General features: G+C 69.4%; 18 protein-coding genes and 1 rRNA gene. 12 read left to right on the forward strand and 7 right to left on the reverse strand.

The window, feature by feature from the left end:
• The 4 genes from rrf to ACFVSU_RS21770 form a co-directional block, all read left to right on the forward strand.
• Positions 1–83: ribosomal RNA gene (gene rrf, locus ACFVSU_RS21755) — 5S ribosomal RNA — on the forward strand; the annotation flags it as partial.
• A 259-nt stretch (positions 84–342) separates the two neighbouring features.
• Positions 343–1,308: a ThuA domain-containing protein gene (locus tag ACFVSU_RS21760; RefSeq protein ID WP_310287881.1), complete on the forward strand. Its 966-nt coding sequence runs from the start codon at positions 343–345 to the stop codon at positions 1,306–1,308.
• Between the two features lie 176 nt (positions 1,309–1,484).
• Positions 1,485–2,225 (forward strand): IclR family transcriptional regulator, encoded by a 741-nt coding sequence (locus tag ACFVSU_RS21765; protein ID WP_387148077.1) that lies wholly within the window; start codon positions 1,485–1,487, stop codon positions 2,223–2,225.
• A 3-nt stretch (positions 2,226–2,228) separates the two neighbouring features.
• Entirely contained in the window at positions 2,229–2,999 is a 771-nt protein-coding gene (locus tag ACFVSU_RS21770) for an IclR family transcriptional regulator (RefSeq protein WP_387148081.1), read from the forward strand.
• Between the two features lie 6 nt (positions 3,000–3,005).
• Here the strand turns inward: ACFVSU_RS21770 and ACFVSU_RS21775 are convergent, their stop codons facing one another.
• Both ACFVSU_RS21775 and ACFVSU_RS21780 read right to left on the reverse strand, forming a co-directional pair.
• A complete protein-coding gene (locus ACFVSU_RS21775; RefSeq protein WP_387148084.1) occupies positions 3,006–3,677 on the reverse strand; it encodes a TetR family transcriptional regulator in 672 nt (223 codons plus the stop codon).
• A complete protein-coding gene (locus tag ACFVSU_RS21780) occupies positions 3,674–4,591 on the reverse strand; it encodes a shikimate dehydrogenase (protein ID WP_387148087.1) in 918 nt (305 codons plus the stop codon). Before ACFVSU_RS21780 ends, ACFVSU_RS21775 begins: the two co-directional genes overlap by 4 nt.
• Before the next feature lie 135 nt (positions 4,592–4,726).
• Between ACFVSU_RS21780 and ACFVSU_RS21785 the strand changes: the two genes are divergently transcribed.
• Positions 4,727–5,485, forward strand: a complete 759-nt coding sequence (locus ACFVSU_RS21785) for an IclR family transcriptional regulator (RefSeq protein ID WP_387148090.1) — start codon at positions 4,727–4,729, stop codon at positions 5,483–5,485.
• Positions 5,486–5,489: 4 nt separating this feature from the next.
• Positions 5,490–6,254: an IclR family transcriptional regulator gene (locus tag ACFVSU_RS21790; RefSeq protein ID WP_387148094.1), complete on the forward strand. Its 765-nt coding sequence runs from the start codon at positions 5,490–5,492 to the stop codon at positions 6,252–6,254.
• Positions 6,255–6,314: 60 nt separating this feature from the next.
• Here the strand turns inward: ACFVSU_RS21790 and dctP are convergent, their stop codons facing one another.
• A complete protein-coding gene (dctP, locus tag ACFVSU_RS21795) occupies positions 6,315–7,370 on the reverse strand; it encodes a TRAP transporter substrate-binding protein DctP (protein ID WP_387148097.1) in 1,056 nt (351 codons plus the stop codon).
• Positions 7,371–7,689: 319 nt separating this feature from the next.
• Between dctP and ACFVSU_RS21800 the strand changes: the two genes are divergently transcribed.
• Together ACFVSU_RS21800 and ACFVSU_RS21805 are read left to right on the forward strand one after the other, a co-directional pair.
• Positions 7,690–8,775, forward strand: a complete 1,086-nt coding sequence (locus ACFVSU_RS21800) for a Gfo/Idh/MocA family protein (protein WP_387148100.1) — start codon at positions 7,690–7,692, stop codon at positions 8,773–8,775.
• Between the two features lie 28 nt (positions 8,776–8,803).
• Positions 8,804–10,162: an FAD-dependent oxidoreductase gene (locus ACFVSU_RS21805; RefSeq protein ID WP_387148103.1), complete on the forward strand. Its 1,359-nt coding sequence runs from the start codon at positions 8,804–8,806 to the stop codon at positions 10,160–10,162.
• A gap of 76 nt (positions 10,163–10,238) precedes the next feature.
• Here ACFVSU_RS21805 and ACFVSU_RS21810 read toward each other — a convergent pair whose 3' ends face one another.
• The 4 genes from ACFVSU_RS21810 to ACFVSU_RS21825 form a co-directional block, all read right to left on the reverse strand.
• A complete protein-coding gene (locus ACFVSU_RS21810) occupies positions 10,239–10,679 on the reverse strand; it encodes a type II 3-dehydroquinate dehydratase (protein WP_387148166.1) in 441 nt (146 codons plus the stop codon).
• Between the two features lie 80 nt (positions 10,680–10,759).
• Positions 10,760–12,040: a TRAP transporter large permease gene (locus ACFVSU_RS21815; RefSeq protein ID WP_375871793.1), complete on the reverse strand. Its 1,281-nt coding sequence runs from the start codon at positions 12,038–12,040 to the stop codon at positions 10,760–10,762.
• Positions 12,041–12,043: 3 nt separating this feature from the next.
• On the reverse strand, positions 12,044–12,700 hold the full coding sequence (locus ACFVSU_RS21820) for a TRAP transporter small permease (RefSeq protein WP_375871792.1): 657 nt from the start codon (positions 12,698–12,700) through the stop codon (positions 12,044–12,046).
• A 206-nt stretch (positions 12,701–12,906) separates the two neighbouring features.
• The gene (locus tag ACFVSU_RS21825; protein ID WP_387148108.1) at positions 12,907–15,603 is read right to left on the reverse strand and encodes a PQQ-binding-like beta-propeller repeat protein; all 2,697 of its coding nucleotides are present in this window, start codon (positions 15,601–15,603) and stop codon (positions 12,907–12,909) included.
• A gap of 308 nt (positions 15,604–15,911) precedes the next feature.
• On the opposite strand from ACFVSU_RS21825, the gene ACFVSU_RS21830 reads away from it, so the two are divergent.
• From ACFVSU_RS21830 to ACFVSU_RS21845, 4 genes are all read left to right on the forward strand, one after another.
• Positions 15,912–17,360 (forward strand): aldehyde dehydrogenase family protein, encoded by a 1,449-nt coding sequence (locus ACFVSU_RS21830; protein WP_387148112.1) that lies wholly within the window; start codon positions 15,912–15,914, stop codon positions 17,358–17,360.
• On the forward strand, positions 17,357–18,235 hold the full coding sequence (locus tag ACFVSU_RS21835) for a citryl-CoA lyase (protein ID WP_387148115.1): 879 nt from the start codon (positions 17,357–17,359) through the stop codon (positions 18,233–18,235). Before ACFVSU_RS21830 ends, ACFVSU_RS21835 begins: the two co-directional genes overlap by 4 nt.
• On the forward strand, positions 18,232–19,995 hold the full coding sequence (locus tag ACFVSU_RS21840) for a thiamine pyrophosphate-binding protein (protein WP_387148118.1): 1,764 nt from the start codon (positions 18,232–18,234) through the stop codon (positions 19,993–19,995). Before ACFVSU_RS21835 ends, ACFVSU_RS21840 begins: the two co-directional genes overlap by 4 nt.
• A 96-nt stretch (positions 19,996–20,091) precedes the next feature.
• Positions 20,092–21,093: a LacI family DNA-binding transcriptional regulator gene (locus ACFVSU_RS21845; protein WP_387148121.1), complete on the forward strand. Its 1,002-nt coding sequence runs from the start codon at positions 20,092–20,094 to the stop codon at positions 21,091–21,093.
• Positions 21,094–21,155: the final 62 nt, after the last annotated feature.

Consider the following 21,155-nt stretch of genomic DNA (forward strand, 5'->3'; position numbering starts at 1 on the left):
CCATTCCGAACCCGGAAGCTAAGCCTCTCAGCGCCGATGGTACTGCAGGGGGGACCCTGTGGGAGAGTAGGACACCGCCGGACACCCATTCACGGAATGGCCACCCATCGCAGGGTGGCCATTCCGCGCTAAGAAGCCCCACGAATCCCGTAGGAATACGGGAATCGTGGGGCTTCTGCCATGTCGGCGGCCGGCAAGTGATCAGGTGCTTCCCGCTCCTCGGCTTACTGGGTGGAACGCGCGTTGCTGCGCGCAATCGGCTGCGCCTAGATTCGCTGCCGACCCGGGCCGATCGCACGTGATGCCCCGAGGTCCCAGCACGAACGGAACAAAGGAGATCACATGAAATCGCTCATACGCTCCGGTGTCGCCCTCGTCGCCGCGGCAGCACTCGGCGCGGGATTGGTGGTCGGGGGAGCGGCCTTGAACAACGGGAAGGGCAACGGGAACGGACTGGGCGGCCAGCCCGCGACCGCCAGCCAGATCTACACGGACGAGATCAAGGACTACGGCGTCTGCCGTGGGACCGACCCCGCCTGCTACAACGAATGGGGCAACGGCTGGAAGGAAGGCGAGCAGAAGCGCATCCTCATCTGGAGCCGCACCGCCGGTCCGCGACACGCTCACCTGGGCACCGCCCTCGGCCCCGGCCTCAATCCTCCGCTGAACGCCAACAACGTCGCCCAGTCGGCGCTCATCGCGTGGGCCGCGGAGCGCGGGATCGCCGCGGACTACACCGAGGACCTCTCGCAGTTCCGGTTGAACAACTACCAGGCGGTCGTCTTCCTGAGCTCGAACCGCGACACGCTCGACGACACCGCGCAGACGTCGCTCATGCAGTATGTCCGCGGCGGCGGTGGCTTCGTCGGCATCCACAACGCCTTCGGCGCCGAATACTCGTGGGAGTACTACGAGGGCCTGCTGGGTGGGGCCAACTTCTACAACCACGGTCCGAACCGTGACGGAACGGTCGAGACGATCAACAACAAGGACGTCTCGACGTCCTTCCTCCCGCCCACGTGGGCATTCAAGGACGAGTGGTACAACCTGACGCCGTACCCGAGCTTCGTCAATGTCCTCCTCGAGGTCGACAAGGCGACGAGCGAGGCGACTCCCGCGGGTCACGGCGAGTCCCACCCGGTCAGCTGGTGCCAGTACTACGACGGCGGCCGTGCGTGGCTGACGACGCTCGGGCACGACGCCGCAGCCTGGACCGATGCCCCGCTCGCCGGCGACGAGTTCTTCAAGCAGCACGTGCTGGAGGGGCTCGAGAGCGCGATGGGCATCAAGCCGTTCTGCGCGGCATGATCGGCCGAGACGGAAGTTCATAGGTGCTGATCGCGGGGGCCCGGACACGTCGGATCGACGCGTCCGGGCCCCCGACGCATGCCGTCGGCGCGCGCGCGTCCCACTGGGTGGAACCAGATGCCCGGTGTGAGGGCGGACGCTTGCCGCACCGCGTGGGTCGCACGGATACTGCACACATGCGATCCGCCCTCAGAGACGAGCCGGTATCGGTGCTCGATCGGATCCTCGCCATCCTCGACACCGTGCGCGAGTCGCACGGCTCCACCACGATCACCCAGCTCGCGCTGGCCACCGGCATCCCCAAGTCCACCGTGTCGCGGCTGGTCGGCGACCTCGTCAGGCAGCGCTACCTCACGCGCACCGAGGAGGGCGTGGTGATCGGGCTCCGGCTCTTCGAGCTCGGCGCGCGAGCGAGCACGCCGCGGCGCCTGAGCGTCGCCGCGCTGCCGGTGCTCGCGGAGCTCTTCAACGCGACGGGAGAGCACCTGAACGTCGCCGTCCAGGAGGGCCGCGAGATGCTGTCCGTCATCTCGGTGCGTGGGCGCCTCCGCCCCGTGCCGTCACGCGCCGGAGTCCGCGTGCCCTCGGTCACCACCGCCCTCGGCAAGGCCGTGCTGGCGTTCACCGACGACGAGGGCGTGCTCGGCAGCGTCTTCACCGGCCTCGACTCGAGCCGGCGCAACACCTTCGAGAAGGAGCTCGTGTCGGTGCGGACGGCGTCGGTCGCGATCGATCTCTGCGAGACCTTTCCGGGGGTGGTCGGCGTCGCCAGCCCCGTGCTCTCGCCGGACCGCGTCCCCGTGGCGGCGATCTCCGTCGCAGGCCCCGTCACCGACATGGATCCGCATCGGATGGCTCCGCTGGTGCGACACGCGGCGCTCGCGCTCACGCACCGGCTCGCGCTGCAGGTGGCCTGAGGGATGCGCGCCGAACGCGGCGACGATGCTCTCGGCGTGCTCGACCGCATGACGTGCATCCTCGAGGCGTTCGACCAGGACGACAGAGGCCTGGGCATCTCCGAGCTCGCCGTGCGCGCGGGGCTGCCCAAGTCGACGGTGTCGCGGCTGGTGGCGACGCTCGTCCGCCAGCGGTACCTCGAGCGCGACGGTAGGCTCATCCACCTCGGGCTGCGGCTGTTCGAGCTGGGACAGCTGGCCGAGCAGCCCCGCGAGCTCAGGATCGCGGCCTTGCCCGTCATGACCGACCTGCGCAACAGGACCGGTGAGAACGTGCACCTCGCCATCCGCGACGCGCGCGCCATGGTCTGCATCGCGATGGTGCGCGGACGAGGAGGCGCGATGCCGGCCGTGCGCACCGGGACGCGGGTGCCGATCCACGCCACCGCGTTGGGCAAGGCGGCACTGGCGCACGCGGCACCGGCCGAGGTCGACGAGGTGGTCTCCGAGGAGCTCGAGGCGTTGACGACCGAGACGGTGACCGATCCGGTGCTGCTCGAGCGCGAGCTCGCCGACATCCGGCGGGGCGGCACCGCTGTCGAGGATCGTGAGCTCGATCCCGACGTGCGCGGGATCGCGGCCGCGGTGCTCGTTCCGGGGAGCGGCCTCGCGGGCGCCATCTCGGTCTCGGGGCGTGCCGAAGACTTCGACGCGAGCAGGTACGCCGCTGACGTGCGCGCAGCGGCGAAGACGGTCGCGCAGCGGCTCGCCTCATTCGGGCCCGTCCGCGGCTGACCCGTCTCAGACAGGCGGTGGTGCGCCCGGGCGATCGGTCATGGTGGCGACGATCATGTCGCCGATGAGGCGCCGGTGCGAGTCCTGCAGGTGAGGATCCAGCATGTCGCGGTCGAAGATCGCGGCGAACGTGTGGCGGTTGGCGACGTGGAAGCAGGCGTAGGCGCTGATGACCATGTGGACATCCACCGCATCGACGTCGTCGCGGAACGCCCCCGCGCGGACACCTCGCTCGATGACCTCTTCGAGCAGTGTGATCGCGGTCGCGTTCTCGCGGAGGATGGTCTCGGACTGCTTCAGATGCTCGGCCCGGTGGATGTTCTCGATGCTCACCAGCTGGATGAACGCCTGGTGCGTCGTGTGATGGTCGTAGGTCGCCTCGGCGATCCTGCGGAGCGCCTCATCAGGGGCGAGCTCGCCGATCTGGATCCCTCGCTCGACCTGGCGGATCTGCGCGTACACGCGCTCCAGCACCGCGAGGTACAGGCTCTCCTTCGAGGCGAAGTAGTAGTAGATCATCCGCTTGGTCGTGCGGGTGCGGGCGGCGATCTCATCGACGCGCGCTCCTGCGTAGCCGTTGGCGGCGAACTCGGCGGTGGCGACCCGGAGGATGTCCTCCTTGGTGCGCAGCGCCCTGGCCGTGGACGCGTCCTCGCGCACGTCGCTCGATTCCCTCATCGCTCGCCCTTTCCCCGGCCTGACTGCTCCTCGGCGCTGATGAGCATGCGGAAGTGGCGCTGCATCCGCTCACGATCGGGCTTCCTGCCCGTGATGATGTGGAGACTGGCGCATGCCTGCCCGACGGCCATCAGGCCGCCGTGCAGCACCGGATGACCGCGGTACACCGCCTGCCGGAGGAGTTCGGTCTCGAGTGGTCGGTAGACCACATCCGAGACCCACGCACCCGGGCGGAGCAGCTCGAGATCGAACGCGACCCCCGGGTGGTGAGCCATACCCAGCGGAGTGGCATTGACGACACCCGTGGCGGCCGCGACGGCCCGGGGAAGATCGCGCGGCGCGACCGTCGAGACGACCTGCGCCGGGAACAGGGCTCCCATTCGGCCCGCGAGGTCATCCGCCTTCTCCGGGTCGACGTCGGCCAGCAGAAGCTGCCGGGCGCCGTGAGAGAGGAGCGCATAGGCGGTCGCCGCACCGGCGCCTCCGCATCCGAACTGGACGACGTCGTCGAACGACGCTCCCGGCAGGCCGGCGATGAGCCCGTCGCGGTAGCCCATCCAGTCGGTGTTGTGGCCCACCAGGCGCCCGTCGGTGAAGACCACGAGATTCACGGCGCGGAGGTTCGCAGCATCCGTATCCAAGTCGTCCACGAGGTCGAGGACGAGCTGCTTGCACGGGTGCGTGATGTTCATCGCGGCGAAGCCGGCCTCACGCGCCTCGGCGAGGATCGCGCCGACGTCCGTGGCGGGCCGGCCGAGCTCGATCAGGTCCAAGATGCGGTACTCGTAGTCGAGACCCATCGCCCGGGCCTCCGCCTCATGCATGGGGGGCGTCAGCGACTCCTGGATCCCCTCTCCGATCAGGCCGACCACGTAGCGGTTCGCCGGCATGACCGGGGGAATCGACGTGCGCATGACACCTCCTCGTGCGACCGGAACCGGCCGGCACCCGTGATTGCTGTTGCACCATTGCCTCGATCCGTACTAACTAGTACGTTCGAACACAACGGATGATCGACGACGATTCAACCTGTTGGGAGGGGGAGCTCGATGCCGAGTCTCGCCGAATGGAACACGACTCCCGCCACACCGGCGCGGCCCGTCTCCGTGCTCGATCGCATCATCGCGATCCTCGACGCGGTCAAGGAGTCGGGTGGATCGATCACGATCACCGATCTCGCGATCCGGACCGCGATGCCGAAGTCCACCGTGTCGCGCCTGGTCGCGGAACTCGTGTCGCAGCGCTACCTCTCGCGGACCGAGGACGGCGTCTCGCTGGGGCTGCGCCTGTTCGAGCTGGGAGCCCGCGCGAGCCTGCCGCGCCGCCTCGTCGCCGCTGCCGCGCCCGTGCTCCGGAATCTCCGCGACGTCACCGGCGAACGCGTGGGCCTGTGGGTGCAGCAGGGAACCGACATGGTCTCCATCGCCGCCGTCGCCGGTCGGCTGCCGATGCTCCCGACCCGTGCCGGCATGCGATCGCCGGCACTCACGACGGCCAGCGGCAAGGCGTACCTCGCCTTCTGCGCGGACCCCGCGGTCGTCAGCCGGGTCAGCGCGCCGCTGCCGGAAGGCGACGCCGACAGCTTCCGGCGGGAGCTCGCGGACGTGCGCGCCGCCGTGATGGCGACCGACATGGAGGCCTCGTATCCGGGCATCCTCGCCGTCGCCACGCCGGTGCTGTCCAGTGATCGTGTGGTGCTCGGGGCGATCTCGATCGCCGGGCCGAGCGGTGCGATGGACCCTGATCGGGTCGCGCCGCTGGTGCGCGCCGCCGGGAGCACGGTGACCCGTCGCCTGGCCGCGGCGTGAGCTGATGCGCACCGCGAGCTGGAGCGAGTCCGTCAGCGTCCTCGATCGTGTGACGGCGGTGTTCGACGCCTTCGGCGAGCAGGACGAGGGACTCGGCGTCTCCGAACTGGCGCGGCGCGCGAACCTGCCGAAGTCCACGGTGTCGAGGATCGCCGCCGACCTCGTGGCGCAGCGGTTCCTCGATCGCGACGGCGATCTGCTGTACCTGGGCATCCGGCTCTTCGAGCTCGGTCAGACGGTCGAGCAGCCTCGCACGCTGCGTCGGCTCGCGGTTCCGGTCATGTCGGAGCTGCGCGACATCACGGGACAGACCGTCCACCTGGCGGTTCTCGAAGGGGCCGACGTCGTGTTCGTCGCCATCGTGCGCGGTCAGCCCACGGCGAGTCCGCTCGCCAGGATCGGCGGCCGTCTCCCCGCGCACTCGACGGCCCTCGGCAAGGCCATCCTGGCGTTCTCCCCATCCGCGGAGGTCAACAGGATCACGTCCGGCGAGCTGGAGAAGCGGACGCCTCACACGATCACCGACCCGGCGCTGCTGATGCGCGAGCTGGTCGGCATCCGGCGACTCGGCGCCGCGACCGAGAAGGAGGAGTGCGCGGTCGGCCGGGCATGCGCCGCGAGCCCGATCCTCGACCACGGCGGCGTGCCCGTCGCCGCGATCTCCGTGGCAGGTCCGACCGCGGACCTCGACCCCGACCGCGTGGCACCCGCGGTGCGTGCCGCGGCGATGACGCTCAGCCGCCGGCTGTCCTCCGACCGCGTGGCGTGACGACGAACGACGAGGGGTGGGTGCGCGAGCGCACCCACCCCTCGTCGTCGCTCTGTCGGGTCAGCCCGCCATCTCGCGGATGGCCTGGTACGCCTCGAGGTTCTCACCGGTGTAGTGGTCCTCGAAGTACGCCTCGGCCTTGCTGATGAAGGCATCCATGTCGATGTCCTCGGTCTCGATCACCGTGAACGCGTCGTCGGAACGGTACTCGTCGAGGATCTCCTCGGTCGCCTCCTCCACGCACGTGCGGTTCTCGGGGCGGATCTCGTGGATGGTCTCCTCGAGCAGCGCCGCCTGCTCGTCGCTCATCTTGTCGTACGTCTTGTCGCTGACCAGGAGCCAGTGGATGCCGACGTTGTGGTTGTTCAGCACCGCGGTGTTGAGCACCTCGTCGTAGCTGGACGAGTGCGTCGCGACGATCGGGTTCTCCTGGCCGACCGCGATGCCCTGCTGCAGAGCGGAGTAGACCTCCTCGACGGCGACCGACACCGGGTTCGTCACGCCCAGCGCCGCGGCGTTGGCGAGGAACTGCGGCGAGTTCGGGAATCGCATCGGGACGCCCTCGAGGTCGTCGGGGCTCGTGACCTCGACGTCCTTGGTGGTGAACGTGCGGTTGCCGAAGAACCAGCCGTCGACGATGTTGACGCCGGTGGCCTCGTGGAACGAGGTGAACAGGTCCTCCGAGCCTTCGTCGATCCACGTGAAGGCGTGGTCGACGTCGTCGAAGGCGTAGGCGGCGTCGACGACGCCGATGGGCTCGAACGTCGAGCTGAGCGCGGACGCGCCCTGCAGGTCGATGTCGATGTCGCCGGCCTGGACGAGCGGGAACCGGTCGGCATCCGGGCCGAGCTGGCTCGCGGGGTAGAGCTCGACGGTGAAGCCGATGTCGGCGCCCTCGAGCCGGTCCTTCAGCAATTCGACGCCGCAGTAGTAGTTCGGCGTCTCCTCGTTCTGGCTGGTCGCGACGGTCAGCGTGACGGGTTCGTTCGCTGCCGCGCTCTCGGTGTTCGCGCTCTCGGGGGTGCCTCCACCGGCGCAGCCGGCGGCGACGAGAGCGGTTGCTGCGAGCGCCGACGCGGCAAGAAGGCCGCGGCGAGTCGAGCGGGCTGTGCTCATGGGACTCTCCTCTGATTTCTTCGCACGTCTTCGTGCAAGTTCCGACGTGACGTTGTGTGGCCGGAGCGCAGCATCCTCTCGACATCGCTCGCACGGTGCGGACGGGTATCGACACGGTGTCACGTTGCGGCCCGGTGGCAGTGCCGACTCTTACGGACTTCGAACGGGCGGCAAAGCGATGTCCCGGCGAGTGGAACATGCGGCCTCGACGCCTGCCGGATGGCCCGCGCCGCTGAATGGAACGACCCGCGCGAGCGGGAACATCGTCGCATACGCTCGGGCCGGACGATCGGCGAGACCGAGCTCCGAGGAGGCTCCCGTGACCGCATCCGACCGCCCGCCGGTGCGCATCGGCCTCATCGGTGCGGGCTTCATGGGGCGCCAGCACATCGACTTCATCGACGCAGCGCCCGGCGCCGAACTGGTGGCGATCGCCGACCCGGCTCTCGTCGCCGCCGATGTCGGGCACCCGGTCTTCGCCTCCGCCGCCGAGATGCTCGCCGACGCGCGCCCGGACGCGGTCGTCATCGCCAACCCGAACGCGCTGCACGTCGACACGGCCGTCGAATGCCTCGAGGCGGGCGTCGCGGTGCTCCTCGAGAAGCCGGTCGCGGTCGACTACGCCCAGTCCCTGCGGCTCGTCGATGCGGTGGAGCTCCTCGGCGGGCGTCTCCTCGTCGGTCACCACCGGCGGCATCATCCCGCGGTGGCGCGTGCGCGGGCGGCGATCCGCGACGGCGAGCTCGGCGCGGTCGTCGCCGTGAGCGGGATGTGGTCGGCGCGCAAGGAGGACCGGTACTTCACCGATCTGCCCTGGCACAGCGCGCCCGGCGCGGGCGTCACCCTGATCAACGTCGTGCACGATCTCGACCTCCTCCGCCATCTGTGCGGCGAGGTGGCCGAGATCCAGGCGATGTACAGCTCTCACGCCCGCGGCCTGGCGGTCGAGGACACCGTCTCCCTCAGCCTCCGCTTCGAGAGCGGCGTGATCGGGAGCTTCCTGGCGTCGGACGCCGGGGTGTCGCCCTGGGGCTGGGACCAGGTGACGGAGGAGACCCCCGCGTTCCCGTTCCTCCCCGACGGAGTCGCGTACCGGATCGTCGGCTCGCGGGCCGCGCTGTCCGTACCGAACCTCGCGAGGTACTCCTACGATCCCTCGATCCCGGCGGACTGGCACTCGCCGCTGTCGCGCACGTACCTCCCGGTCGTGCCCCGCGGATCGTTCCCCGCGCAGCTCGACCACTTCCTCGACGTCGCACGGGGCACGGCACAGCCGCTCGTGTCGGCCGAGGACGCATCGCGGACCCTCGCGCTGGTGGAGGCCGCCGGCCTCGCCGCCCGCTCCGGGCGCACGGTGGACGTCGCCCGGTTCCGAGCCGACGCGCGAGCACAGGGGGAGTCATGACCCGTCCCGCCGAGCTGGGGAGCACGCGATGAGCGCTGCGTCGCACCGATTCGATGCCGTCGTCGCCGGCGGAGGCCTCGCGGGCCTGGCTGCCGCGCGCCGTCTCGCGACGGCCGGCCTGAGCGTCGCCCTCCTGGAGAAGCGCGATCGCCTCGGAGGCAGCTCCGCCATGAGCGGCGGGTGGTTCGCGCTGTCGGGCACGCCGGTCCAGCGGCGCGCGGGCGTCGAGGATTCCGACGACGTCTTCCTCGCCGACATGATCGACACCGGCGGCGGCGACGCGGACGAGGAGCTCCTGCGGGCTCTCGTCGCCCGCCAGACGCACGCGATCGAAGCGATCGACCGGGCTGATGCCTGGACCGACGAACTCAAGGTCAGCGCCGGCATGACCGTCGCCCGCGCCCACCTCATCCGCATCCGCGACCTGCTGGCGCAGCTCGAGCGCGAAGCCGTCGCCGCGGGCGCGGTCCTCCTGCGGGGCCACCCTGTCGACGGCCTGGTCACGGAACGAGGCCGGGTGTCCGGCGTCCGCTCCGCCGATGCTGTGTTCGCCGCGGACGCGGGAGTCGTGCTCGCCACCGGCGGCTTCTCGCGTTCTCGTGAGCTCCTGCGGCTCTTCGTCCCGGATCAGGCCGCCGCCATGCAGTACGGCGGGGTCGGCAACACCGGCGACGGACTCCGGATGGCGTGGATGCTGGGCGCCGGACTCGCCGACATCGGCCACGTGTCCGGCACGTATGGCCAGCACGCCGACGCGAGCGACGACGAGCACGAGCTGCTGACCGCGAACTACCTCGGCGGGATCCTCGTGAATGCGCGCGGGGAGCGCTTCGCCGACGAATCGGAGTCGTACAAGGTACTGGGGTCGGCGGTGCTCGGCCAGCCGGGCCGGATCGCCTTCCAGATCTTCGACGCGCGCGTCCGGGCACAGTCGCGGCCCGGTGTTCCGCTGTCGGACATGGACCGCATCGAGGAGCTCGGCCATCTGCACAGCGCGCCGACGATCCGGGCGCTGGCGCAGGACCTCGGCCTGCCCGGCGGGGCGCTCGAGCGGACGATCGATCGCTACAACGACGCGGTGGTCGGCCGGCGGACGGACCCGTTCGGCCGCACCGGGCTCGTGAACGGGGTCGGGGCGCTGCGCCCGGTGGACGCGGGCCCCTACTACGCGTACCCCGCCGTCACCGCGATGACCTCCACGTTCGGCGGCCTCCGCGTCGCGCCGGACGCCTCCGTCCGACGAGTCGACGGCAGCGCGATCGAGGGGCTCTCCGCTGCAGGGGAGGTCGTCGGCGGCTTCCACGGCGCCTCGTACATGACCGGAACCGCCCTCACGAAGGCCCTGGTGTTCGGCGTCGAGGCCGCCGACGCGATCGCCCGCGGATGACGGCACGCGCCGGGGCGCAGCATCCACTCCACGGATCATGGATGCTGCGCCCCGGCGTGTACGAAGGCGCCGGTGCCTACTCCCCGGCGGTGAGGCGGTCTGCGGCGCGGATGGCGAGCTCGTAGCCGTACGTGCCCGCCCCGGCGATCACGACGCGCGCGACCTTGGAGACGATCGAGTGGCGGTGGTCGGCGTCGCGAGCGTGGATGTTGGTGATGTGCACTTCGACGACGGGCGTCGACAGCATGTGCAGCGCGTCCAGCAGCGGCATCGATCCGAAGCTGAAGCCCGCGGGATTGATGACCACCGCCGCGCCCTGGCGGAAGGCGTCGTGCACCCACTCCACCAGCTCGTGCTCGGCGTTGGACTGCGCGAAGAACAGCTCGAAGCCGAGCTCGCCCGCGACCCGCTCGCAGTCCGTCCGCACGTCGTCGAGCGTCGCGTATCCGTAGAGCTCGGGCTCGCGGACACCCAGCATGTTGAGATTCGACCCGTTGAGCACGAAGAGCTTCCTCATCACGGATGCCTCCTTTCAGGCGGTTCCCATGTCTCCGATGTCCCCGCGACCTGCGCCGCGGGGACATCGGATCCGGGGGGCTAGAGCAGGCCGAGGAGCGTCGGCAGGAACGTGACGATGACCGGGAAGATCGTCAGGAGCAGCAGGACGGTTCCGAGCGGGATGAGGAACGGCAGGATCCCGCGGAAGAGCTCTCCCATGGGTCTGCGCGTGATCGACCCGACCACGAACAGGACCGCGCCGACCGGTGGCGTCAGCGACCCGATCATCAGGTTGAGGATCATGATGACGCCGAGCTGGACCGGGTCGATGCCGAACTGCGCGACGATCGGCATGAGGATCGGGACGAGCACGAGGATCACCGGCGGTGCCTCGAGCGGGATGCCCAGCAGGATCAGCAGCACGTTGAGCATGAGCAGGAAGATCAGCGGGTTGTCGGTGAGGCCGGTCAGCCATTCGCCCAGCGCGCGCGAGACCTGCTCCCGTGCGAGCACCTGGCCCATGAGGTTGGACGCGCCGAGGATCAGGAGGATCCCGCCCGCGATGACGACCGTCTCCTTGGCCGACTTCCAGAACACCTTCCAGGTGAGCGTGCGGTAGATCGCGCCCAGGATGAGCATGTACACCGCCGCGATGCCCGCGCTCTCCGTCGCCGTGAACAGCCCGCTGAAGATGCCGCCGAGGATGATCACGGGCAGCATCGCCGGGCCGATGACGCGCACGGCGGCCTTGCCGAACATGCCGCCGTCGAAGCGACGGCTGGAGGCGACGTCCGGGTGCCGGCGCACCCAGAAGAAGATGTACGCGGCGAGGCCGATCGCCATGAGCATGGCGGGGATGATCGAGCCCGCGAACAGCGCACCGGTCGAGATCGAGGCGGTCGCCGCGAAGAGGACCGCCGGGATGCTCGGCGGCATGACGGTGCTCATGAGCGACCCCGACGCCGTGAGGCCGGCCGAGAAGCCGTAGGGGTAGCCGGCCTTCAGCATCTGCGGGATCTGCACCTTGCTCGTCGATGCGGCGTCGGCGAGGGCGGAGCCGCTGATCCACGAGAAGCCGATGGCCGTGCCCAGGTTGACGTAGGCCAGGTTGCCGGGAAGACGCGGCAGCAGCGCGCGCGCCAGGTCGTACAGACGCGTGGCGATCCCGAGGTTGTTCGCGATCGTGCCGACGAAGATGAAGAGCGGGACGGCCAGCAGCGGGAAGCTGTTGATGCCGTTGACGATCGACGAGATCGCGTAGCCGGCCGACAGGCCGTGGCTGTAGAAGTACAGCATGCTCGAGGCGATCATCGCGAAGGCGACGGGCACCCGCAGCAGCAGGAAGACGACGAACAGCAGGATGTAGAGCCAGAGGTCCACCGGTCAGCCCTCCATCTCGCCGATGTCGAGCTTTCGCTCGGGACGGTTCGCGTAGGGGATCTTGAACGACGAGTGGATGGCGGCCGACAGGAAGCCGACGAGGGCGAAGATGTAGAGCACGCCGAGGGGCATGTGCATGGCCGCGCTCAGCCGGCCCCATTCGGTGTCGATCTTCACCCATGCCTCGTAGGCCAGCGCGAGGCTCGTGACGACCATGATGACGGCGGAGATGACGCGCAGGGCGACGAAGAGCCGGGTCCCGGCGAGCATCTCGTCGAAGATCTCGAGCACGATGTGGCCGTTGCGGCCCACGAGGTAGCCGGTGGTGATGAAGGTCAGCGCGATCATCGACAGGAGCGCGAGCTCGCCCGCGCCGACCCAGCTGATCGCGGGGAAGTACCGGCCGAGCACCTGGTACATCACGCCGAACACGATGCACGCGAACAGCGTGACCCCGATCGTGATCTCGATCGCCGAGAGCACGCGGATGAACATCGGGTCTGCCGGCACGCCCTGGTTGAGCTTGGGCGTCGTGTAGAAGGTGTTCGTCGCCGGGTAGATGGAATCCCCGGGCGCCGCGTCGCGGGCGTCGCCCGCCGCCTTCTCGGGCTCGGTGCCGGAGCCCTCGTCGGGCTCGGCGCCGGGTTCCTTGTCGGTCATGGCGTCACCGCCGCGGTGTCAGGGTGCATTGCCAACCTCTCTGTCGATGCCGGGGAGCGTGCGCACGCGCATCGCTGCCCCTGCGACTCTGGCCGCCGCGATGGCGCGTGCAAAGCCGAGTTTCGTCGAATGGGACACCGGCTCCGCACACGACGATCCGCCCCCGTCGCGAACGACGGAGGCGGATCGATCGGTGGCGGGAACGACTACTTCGTGACGGTCACGGTGGCCGTGGAGGACAGCTGCTCCTGGACCCCTGCGGCGTTCAGGACGTTCGCCCGCACGGTGAGACTCACCTCCCCGGCCGGCACGTTGTTGTCCACGGCCGCGGCGTCGAACTGGAGGATGATCCGGTTCTTGTTCGCGGTGACCTTGGACGCCTCGACCGGCGTCGACGACAGCGGCGTCACGAGCACCGCACCGCTGTCATACGTGTAGCCGGCCGGAAGCTCGAAGTGCGCGGAGACCTTGCCGTTCACGCCGGTGAACAGCCCCGTCCCCGACCCGAGGTTCAGCGTGCTCGGCGTGAACTTCAGTGCGCCGGGCTGATCCTGGGGCGTGAGGTACACCTCGATCTTGCCGGTGGGCCGCGGATCCGTGCAGTCGTTGAAGAAGTACTCACCCGCACGATCGAACGTGTGCTGGTATGTCTCCCCCGGCTGCAGCCTGACGTTGAACTCGCCCTCGAAGAACTGCGTCGCGCAGTGCGGCTTCGCGTTGGGGAAGTTCGGGAACGTCTCGGCCCCCGGATTGCGGAAGGTCACCGTGGTGCCGACCGGCACGCGCAGATGCGTCGGCTGCATGCCGTTCGTCGCCACGCTGTCGCGTGCCGCCGCGGTGTCGGCGGTGCGGCTGGTGCGTGCGAGGAGCACGGTGTTGCCGACCGTCGAGCCCTCGACGGCTGCTCCGCCCACCGGGCGGCGGATCGTCAGGGGCGCGGTGTCCGGCCCCTCCTGGCTCCCGGAGTCCGTCGTGTACGTGCCGCCGAGCTTGAAGGCCCAGAGCGAGTCGCCCTGCGTCACCGAGCCGCCGTACGGGTTCGTCGAACCCGCGGCGAACACGGCCACGTACTGCTCGCCGTCCACCTCGTAGGTGACCGGCGCCGCCGCGATGCCCGAGCCGGTCTGGAAGTCCCACAGCACGTCACCGCTGACGGCGTCCATCGCCAGCACCCTGCCGTCGATCTGGCCGACGAACAGCAGATCGGATGCCGTGGTCAGCGGTCCCTGCCCGTGCGACATGTCCGTTCCGAGGTGGTTGGTCCACGCGACCTTCCCAGTGGACGCGTCGTAGGCCAGGATGCCGCCCGTCTGGTACTGCCCGATGGCGCGCAGGCCGTTGGCGGAGGCGCCGTTGTAGTGCGCGACGGGGTTGGTCCCGTACGGGTAGTAGACGAGGTTGGTGCTCTGGCTGTACGAGTGGTTCGACCAGTCGGCGCCGCCGTTCTGGCTGGTGGTCGACAGGATCGGCGCGTCCCACTGCGGGTCGTACATGCAGCCGAGGCGATGGTCGGCCGGGTACCCCTCCGGGTACGTGAGGAACGGCTCGTCGACCGCGACATAGCTGTCGGGGTTGAAGACGAGGTTGCCCTCTGCGTCCGGCTGGTAGCCGTTGTAGTTCGGCACCGCACGCCACGGGTCGCCCGGGATGTTCGCAGCGTCGAGCTTCTCCCACACGACGCAGTCCGGCAGGAGCCGGGTCTCGGGGAACGGCTGCGTCGGCGAGTGCGCCTGGCGCGAGTCCGTGATCATGGCCTTCTCGGTCACCGGGAGGACCGGCTCGCCGTTGGTGCGATCCAGCACGAACTGGTGACCGGACTTGCTGCCGTAGAAGACGACCTTCCGCTCCTCGCCGGCGACGCGGATGTCGGCCAGGGTCGGCGGGTGGACGTTGTCCATGTCCCACACGTCATGGTGGATCGACTGGTAGTGCCACTTGTACGCACCCGTGGACGCGTCCACGGCGACCATCGTGCTCGAGAACAGGTTGTCGCCCGGGCGCTGCGAGCCGTCCTGCGACGAGTTGCAGCTGCGCGCGTTGCCGAACGTCATGTAGTACGTGTTCAGCTCGGGGTCGACGGCGCCCTGCATCCAGGACGTGGCACCGCCCTCCTCGGAGCAGTCCGTTCCGTCCGGGAGGACCGGACCCCAGGTCTCCGAGGCGTCGAACGTGACGCCGTCGACGCCCGTGAACTGCTCGCCGCGCTGGGGGCCTCCGAAGAAGTGCCACAGATACGACCCGTCGCTCGCATCGAGCGCCACGACCGCGCCCCGATCGCCGTCCGCCGCGTGCGCGTACACGATTCCGTCGTAGTACACGGTCGCGACCTTGCCGACACGCCCGAGGTCCTCGCCGCCGGGTCCGGTGGGCTGCACCGCCCAGACCTCGGCGCCCGTGGCCTGGTCGAGCGCGACGACGCGGTTGCCGCCGGCGAGCGTGAAGATCTTGCCGTCGCCGGCGGACACGCCGCGGCGGGTGCCCGACAGCCCGTAGACGCGGTTCTCCCACTTCCAGATGGCGTCTCCTGTCACACCGTCGACCGCGATCACGCCACCGCTGGGCGTGTCGAGGTAGATCACGCCGCCGACCACGATCGGCGTCGTCTGCTGCCCGGTGTTGCCCGAAGCCGGTGCCACCGCCGACACGTGCGTGCGCCACGTCGGCGCGAGGTCCTTGAGGTTCTGCTTCGTGATCTGGGTGAGGCCCGAGTAGTGCTGATTGCCGAGATTGCCTCCCACGGTCGGCATGTCGGCTCCGGTCGGTTCGAGGCCTGTGAGCCCCGCGGGCGGGACCGGTTCTGCCGGCCTCAGCTGCCCGTACGCGGGTGAGGCCGCGATGGCGAGCACTATCGCCAGCGCGCCGATTCCCGCGGCTCCCCACCTTGTGGTCAGTCGTTTGCGCATCCCTTGCTCCTTGATCGTCTTCGATCTGACGCCGGGTGGGACTGCGCCCGCCCGGCGCCACTCTGGGGAATGCCGTCCGGTCCTCTCGATCTGGGGATCGGCCGCACCGGCCGGCGCTCGGGACGCTAACCGCGAGGGCGGGATGCGGCAACCGCGCGACCCATCGAGTGGTACAACTCCTCCCCGAAGAGGCCCGAAACGGTGGGCTGACCCCGCGCTTTCTGCCCAGTGGGACACCCTTTGTCGGCCGCGTCGGCGTCTGAATAGCATTCGGCGGTCGGCATCAGATGCCCATGGACGGAGTTGTCATGGCTGCTTCAACAAGCAAGTCCCTCTCGCTCGAGCAGGAGCAGGAGCTCGATGAGGTGTTCGCCCGCGCGAAGGCCGCGCTGGCGATCATCGAGACCTACGATCAGGCCAAGGTCGATCGTCTGATCCAGGCCGTCGCCTGGGCGGTCGCGAACCGGACCTCGTTCCACCGGCTGGTGGGGATGGGGATCGAGGAGTCGGGACTGGGCGACTTCGACAGCCGCATGAACAAGCGGATGAAGATCCGCGGCGTGCTCCGCGACGCCCTGCGCAGCCCGTCCGTCGGTGTCATCGAGGAGGACCCCGAGAGGGGACTCGTCAAGTACGGCAAGCCGGTCGGCGTGATCGGCTGCGTGGTCCCGACGACCAACCCCGATCTGACGCCCGCCGGCAACGCGATCTACGCCATCAAGGCGCGCGACGTCGTGGTGTTCTCCCCCCATCCACGGTCGAGGCACACGACCTTCGAGACCGTCCGGCTCATGCGCGAAGCGCTGGAGGCGGAGGGTGCTCCGGCCGACATCCTGCAGTGCATCACGCTGCCCAGCCTCGCCGCATCCCAGGAGATCATGCGCCGCGCCGACCTCGTCATCGCGACCGGTGGCCAGGGGCTGGTGCGAGCGGCGTACAGCTCCGGCACGCCGGCGTACGGCGTCGGGGCCGGCAACGCGACGGAGTTCGTCGACGAGACCGCGGACCTGCAGGAGACGGCTCGCAACTGCATGCTCTCGAAGACCTCCGACTTCGGCTCGGGCTGCTCGGCGGACGGGAACGTCCTCGTCCCCGCGTCGAGGTACCACGACATGCTCGCGGCTCTGCAGGCCGAGGGCGGGTACCTCGCCACATCGGACCAGCGAGCGGCTCTGGGGACGGTGATGTGGGACGACGAGGGGCACCGGCTCCCCGACACCGTCGCGATCTCGCCGCAGGAGCTCGCGCGAGCCGCCGGGTTCGAGATCCCCGCGGAGAGCCGGTTCATCCTCGTGGAAGGGGACGGGATCGCCGAAGACAGGCAGTTCTGCAAGGAGAAGCTCACCACGCTCATGGCGGTGCACGCCTACGAGGGCGGCTTCGAGGACGGCGTCGAGGAGGCCCGGCGGCTCTACGAGATCGGCGGGAAGGGTCACTCCTGCGGCATCGCCTCGACCGACGACGCGCACATCGACTACTTCGCGCGGCACATGCCGGTGTCGCGGATCATGGTGCGCCAGCCGAACTCGAAGGCCAACGCCGGCGCGTTCACGAACGGCATGCCCATGACCTCGTCGATGGGCTGCGGCACGTGGGGAGGCAACATCACCTCCGAGAACGTCTCGCTGCGCCACTACCTGAACACGACGTGGGTCTCTCGCACCATCCCCGAGGACCGCCCGTCCGACGAGGAGCTGTTCGGCGACTTCTACGATGCCGCGCTCGAGTCGCCGCACGCGGCGGAGGTCGCGTCATGACCGCGCCCTCTCGCGGGCCGGAACAGGGCTCGGAGGAGGTGCTCGATGACGCGCGGCGGTGGTGGCAGACCGACATCATCGACATCCATCCTGGAGAGATCGCGCTGCGCGGGTACCCGATCCAGGAGCTCATCGGCGGAGTCGGCTTCGTCGACACCATCTGGCTCATGCTGCGTGGGGAACTGCCCTCGCCGGCCGAGACGGCGTTGCTCGAGTCGGCCCTGGTCGCGTCCGTCGACCACGGCCCGCAGGCGCCCTCGATCGCGATCGCCCGCATGGCGACGACCTGCGGCGCCCACGTGAACGGTGCGATGGCCTCTGCCATCAACGTGCTGGACGACATCCACGGCGGGCCGGGCCAGCAGTGCATGGAGCTGTACCTCGAGATCGATGCCGAGACCGAGGCTGCGGGCGGGGTCGATCAGGCCGTGCGGGCCGTGCTGCGTCGCCACCGCGATGCGGGGATGACGTATGTTCCGGGCTTCGGCCATCGATTCCATCCGCTGGACCCGCGCACGCCGCGGCTGCTGTCGCTGGTCGACGCGGCGGCAGCGGACGGAGTGGTCGCCGGCCGGTTCGCCGCGATCGGGCGCGCAGTCGAGGACGCGATCAGCGACGGCAGGCCGCGGCGGATCCCCATGAACGTGGACGGTGTCACGGCTGTCATCTACTGCGAGCTCGGCTTCACCCCCGAACTCGGGCGCGGCGTCTTCATCCTCTCCCGGTCGGTCGGGATCCTCGCCCACGCCGTCGAGCAGATGGCCCAGGGCGGACGCATCAAGGGGCCGGTGCCCCCATCGATCGGATACACGTACACGGGACCGGCGCGCCGATCGGTCCCCGTCAACGGCGACGCAAGAAGGAGAACGTCATGAAGGACCTGGTCTCGAACCAGATCGTCAGGTACCTGGAGGCCCGTGATGTCGAGCATGTCTTCGGGCTGTGCGGTCACACGAACATCGCCCTGCTCGCGGCGCTCGAGAAGAGCGACCGCATCTCCTTCGTGAACGTCCGGCACGAGCAGATCGCCGCGCACGCCGCGGACGGCTACGCGCGGGTGACCAAGCGTGCGGGTGTGGTGCTGACCCATCTCGGCCCCGGTCTGACGAACGCGGCGACCGGGGTCGCGAACGCGGCCCTCGATTCCATCCCCCTCGTGGTCATCGCCGGCGACGTGCCCACCCATTACTTCGGGAAGCATCCCCACCAGGAGATCAACCTCCACGCCGACGCCGCGCAGTACGAGATCTACCGGCCGTTCGTGAAGCGCGCGTGGCGCGTCGACCAGCCCCACCTGATCGCGGAGGTGCTCGACAAGGCCTTCACCCTGGCCGAGAGCGGGCGCCCGGGTCCCGTGCTCGTGGACGTGCCCATGGACGTCTTCTCGGCGGAGGTCGACCTCGCGTCGTTCGACAAGGTGGTCGGCAGCACCCGCGCGCTCGCGAAGCCCAGCCTCGATGAGGCCGCGGCCGAGCGGATCGTGCGCAACCTGCTCGATGCCGAGCGGCCGGTGCTGTACGTGGGCGGCGGGATCATCGCGGCGGATGCCTCGGCCGAGCTCGCCGAGTTCGCCGAGCTTCTCTCGCTCCCGATCGCGCACAGCCTGATGGGCAAGGGGGCGGTGCCGGACGACAACCCTCTCGTCCTGGGCATGACGGGATTCTGGGGGACGGCGTTCACCAATGAGACGACCCGCACGGCCGACTGGATCCTCGCGCTCGGGACGCGGTTCGCGGAGGCCGACTCGAGCTCGTGGTACGCGGAGTACACCTTCGACATCCCTGCCACGCGGCTCATGCAGATCGACATCGATCCCGCCGAGCTGGGGCGCAACTATCCGCTCGAGGTCGGCGCGCTCGCAGACCTCAAGTCGGCGCTCGCCGTGCTGGTCCGGGTCGCACGCCGACTCGCGCCGACCGGGGTGCGACGGGATGGACTTCGCGCGAAGATCGCCGAGAGCAGGTCTGCGGTGAAGCGCGAGAACGCCCCGGCTCAGGCTTCCGATGCCTGGCCCATGCGACCGGAGCGCATCCTCTCCGAGACGCGCGACGTCCTGCCGGACGACGCGATCATCACGACCGACGTGGGCTGGAACAAGAACGGCGTGGGGCAGCAGTTCGACATCCTCACGCCGGGTACGTTCCTCACGCCGGGCGGCTTCGCCACGATGGGCTTCGGGGCCCCAGCAGCGGTCGGAGCGAAGATCGCCCGCCCGGACCGCGTCGTCGTCTCCCTGGTGGGGGACGGCGGATTCGGTCAGAATCCGGCCGTGCTCACCACCGCCCGCGAGGAGAACGTCGCCGTGGTGTGGGTGGTGATGAACAACAACGCCTTCGGCACGATCGCGGGCCTCGAGAAGGCCGCCTTCGACACCACCTACGGGACGGTGTTCGGCAGCGCCGAGGACCCGATGTACACCGACTTCGCCGCGATCGCGCGGGCGTACGGGATCACCGGCATCAAGGTGGAGTCCGCGGCGGAGTTCCGCCCGGCGCTCGAACGCGCGATCGCCCTCGGCGGACCCGTCGTGATCGACGTGTCGATGGTCAACGTGCCGACGCCGACCACCGGTCACTGGAACATCCTGGACATCTACTCGCCGGACAAGGCGATCGAGCACGTCGCGACGCACTGAGGCCGTGCCGTCGTGTCGTGCGCCGCCGTCGCAGCGGGTGGGCCGTCCTCCGGAGCGCGGATGCTATGAATGAGTGCGCAACGGCAGGAGGTTCGGATGGGTGCACCCACGATGGCGGATGTCGCCCGTCTGGCCGGAGTCTCGAAGAAGACCATCTCCAACTACTTCAACGGGTATCCGTACATCCGACCCGAGACCCGGGCGCGGATCGAGGCGGCCGTCGGCGAGCTCAACTACAAGCTGAACATCTCGGCGCGGAACCTGAGCTCGGGACGCACCGGGACGATCGCGCTCGCCATTCCCGAGATCGCGCACCCCTACTTCGCCGAGCTGGCGCAGGCGGTCGTGTCCGCGGCGCAGCGACGCGGGCTGAATGTGGTGGTCGAGGTCACGGACGGCGATCACGACAGGGAACTCGCGATCCTCCGCGGCGAGAACGGGCGTTTCTTCGACGGGCTCCTGTTCCATCCGATCGCGCTCGATGCCGGCGACATCGCGTCATCCACCCTGGACGTCCCGATGGTGCTGATCGGCGATCGCGTTCACGGCGGCAGATTCGATTTCGTCACCGTCTCCAACGTCGACGGCGCCTACGAGATGACCCGCCTCCTCCTGGAGAACGGGCGACGCCGGATCGTGGCGCTGGGCATGGAGCGGTCGGATCTCCCGACAGCGGCGGCGTTGCGCTATGCCGGCTACGCGAGGGCGCTCGCCGAAGCCGGGATCGTTCAGGACGACGACCTCCTCGTCGGCCCGATCCCCTGGAATCGCCGGTCGGGCGCCGACGCCATCGCCGACGTCATCGAGCGGGGGATCGCGTTCGACGCGGTGTTCGGGTTCAACGACTCGCTCGCTCTGGGAGCACTGAACGAACTGCAGCGCCGGGGTCTGCGCATCCCCGACGACGTCTCGGTCGTCGGCTTCGACGACGTCCAGGAAGCAGCCCTGGCCTACCCGCCGTTGACGACCCTCGATTCCGGCCGCGACTGGATCGCCGAGAGCGCGGTCGCTCGACTCGCGGAGCGGCTCGGCACGGCGGACCTCGAACCAGAGGTGCTCGTCGCCGTGCACCGCGTCGTGCGCCGCGACTCGGTCTAGACCCCCTCCGCGGTGCGCAGAGATTGTCGCTTGCACATTTCGTACACCGGTGTACTATCAAT

Source organism: Microbacterium sp. NPDC058062, from assembly GCF_042885375.1.
Lineage (GTDB): Bacteria > Actinomycetota > Actinomycetes > Actinomycetales > Microbacteriaceae > Microbacterium > Microbacterium trichothecenolyticum_C.

Bases quoted from the DNA above. Each gene is read 5' to 3' on its own strand.
- ACFVSU_RS21840 (WP_387148118.1), top strand. From the start codon at position 18,232: ATGAAGGACCTGGTCTCGAACCAGATCGTCAGGTACCTGGAGGCCCGT.
- ACFVSU_RS21825 (WP_387148108.1), bottom strand. From the start codon at position 15,603: ATGCGCAAACGACTGACCACAAGGTGGGGAGCCGCGGGAATCGGCGCG.
- ACFVSU_RS21790 (WP_387148094.1), top strand. From the start codon at position 5,490: ATGCGCACCGCGAGCTGGAGCGAGTCCGTCAGCGTCCTCGATCGTGTG.
- ACFVSU_RS21765 (WP_387148077.1), top strand. From the start codon at position 1,485: ATGCGATCCGCCCTCAGAGACGAGCCGGTATCGGTGCTCGATCGGATC.
- ACFVSU_RS21805 (WP_387148103.1), top strand. From the start codon at position 8,804: ATGAGCGCTGCGTCGCACCGATTCGATGCCGTCGTCGCCGGCGGAGGC.
- ACFVSU_RS21785 (WP_387148090.1), top strand. From the start codon at position 4,727: ATGCCGAGTCTCGCCGAATGGAACACGACTCCCGCCACACCGGCGCGG.
- ACFVSU_RS21820 (WP_375871792.1), bottom strand. From the start codon at position 12,700: ATGACCGACAAGGAACCCGGCGCCGAGCCCGACGAGGGCTCCGGCACC.
- ACFVSU_RS21770 (WP_387148081.1), top strand. From the start codon at position 2,229: ATGCGCGCCGAACGCGGCGACGATGCTCTCGGCGTGCTCGACCGCATG.
- ACFVSU_RS21830 (WP_387148112.1), top strand. From the start codon at position 15,912: ATGGCTGCTTCAACAAGCAAGTCCCTCTCGCTCGAGCAGGAGCAGGAG.
- ACFVSU_RS21835 (WP_387148115.1), top strand. From the start codon at position 17,357: ATGACCGCGCCCTCTCGCGGGCCGGAACAGGGCTCGGAGGAGGTGCTC.
- ACFVSU_RS21760 (WP_310287881.1), top strand. From the start codon at position 343: ATGAAATCGCTCATACGCTCCGGTGTCGCCCTCGTCGCCGCGGCAGCA.
- ACFVSU_RS21775 (WP_387148084.1), bottom strand. From the start codon at position 3,677: ATGAGGGAATCGAGCGACGTGCGCGAGGACGCGTCCACGGCCAGGGCG.
- ACFVSU_RS21845 (WP_387148121.1), top strand. From the start codon at position 20,092: ATGGGTGCACCCACGATGGCGGATGTCGCCCGTCTGGCCGGAGTCTCG.
- ACFVSU_RS21780 (WP_387148087.1), bottom strand. From the start codon at position 4,591: ATGCGCACGTCGATTCCCCCGGTCATGCCGGCGAACCGCTACGTGGTC.
- dctP (WP_387148097.1), bottom strand. From the start codon at position 7,370: ATGAGCACAGCCCGCTCGACTCGCCGCGGCCTTCTTGCCGCGTCGGCG.
- ACFVSU_RS21810 (WP_387148166.1), bottom strand. From the start codon at position 10,679: ATGAGGAAGCTCTTCGTGCTCAACGGGTCGAATCTCAACATGCTGGGT.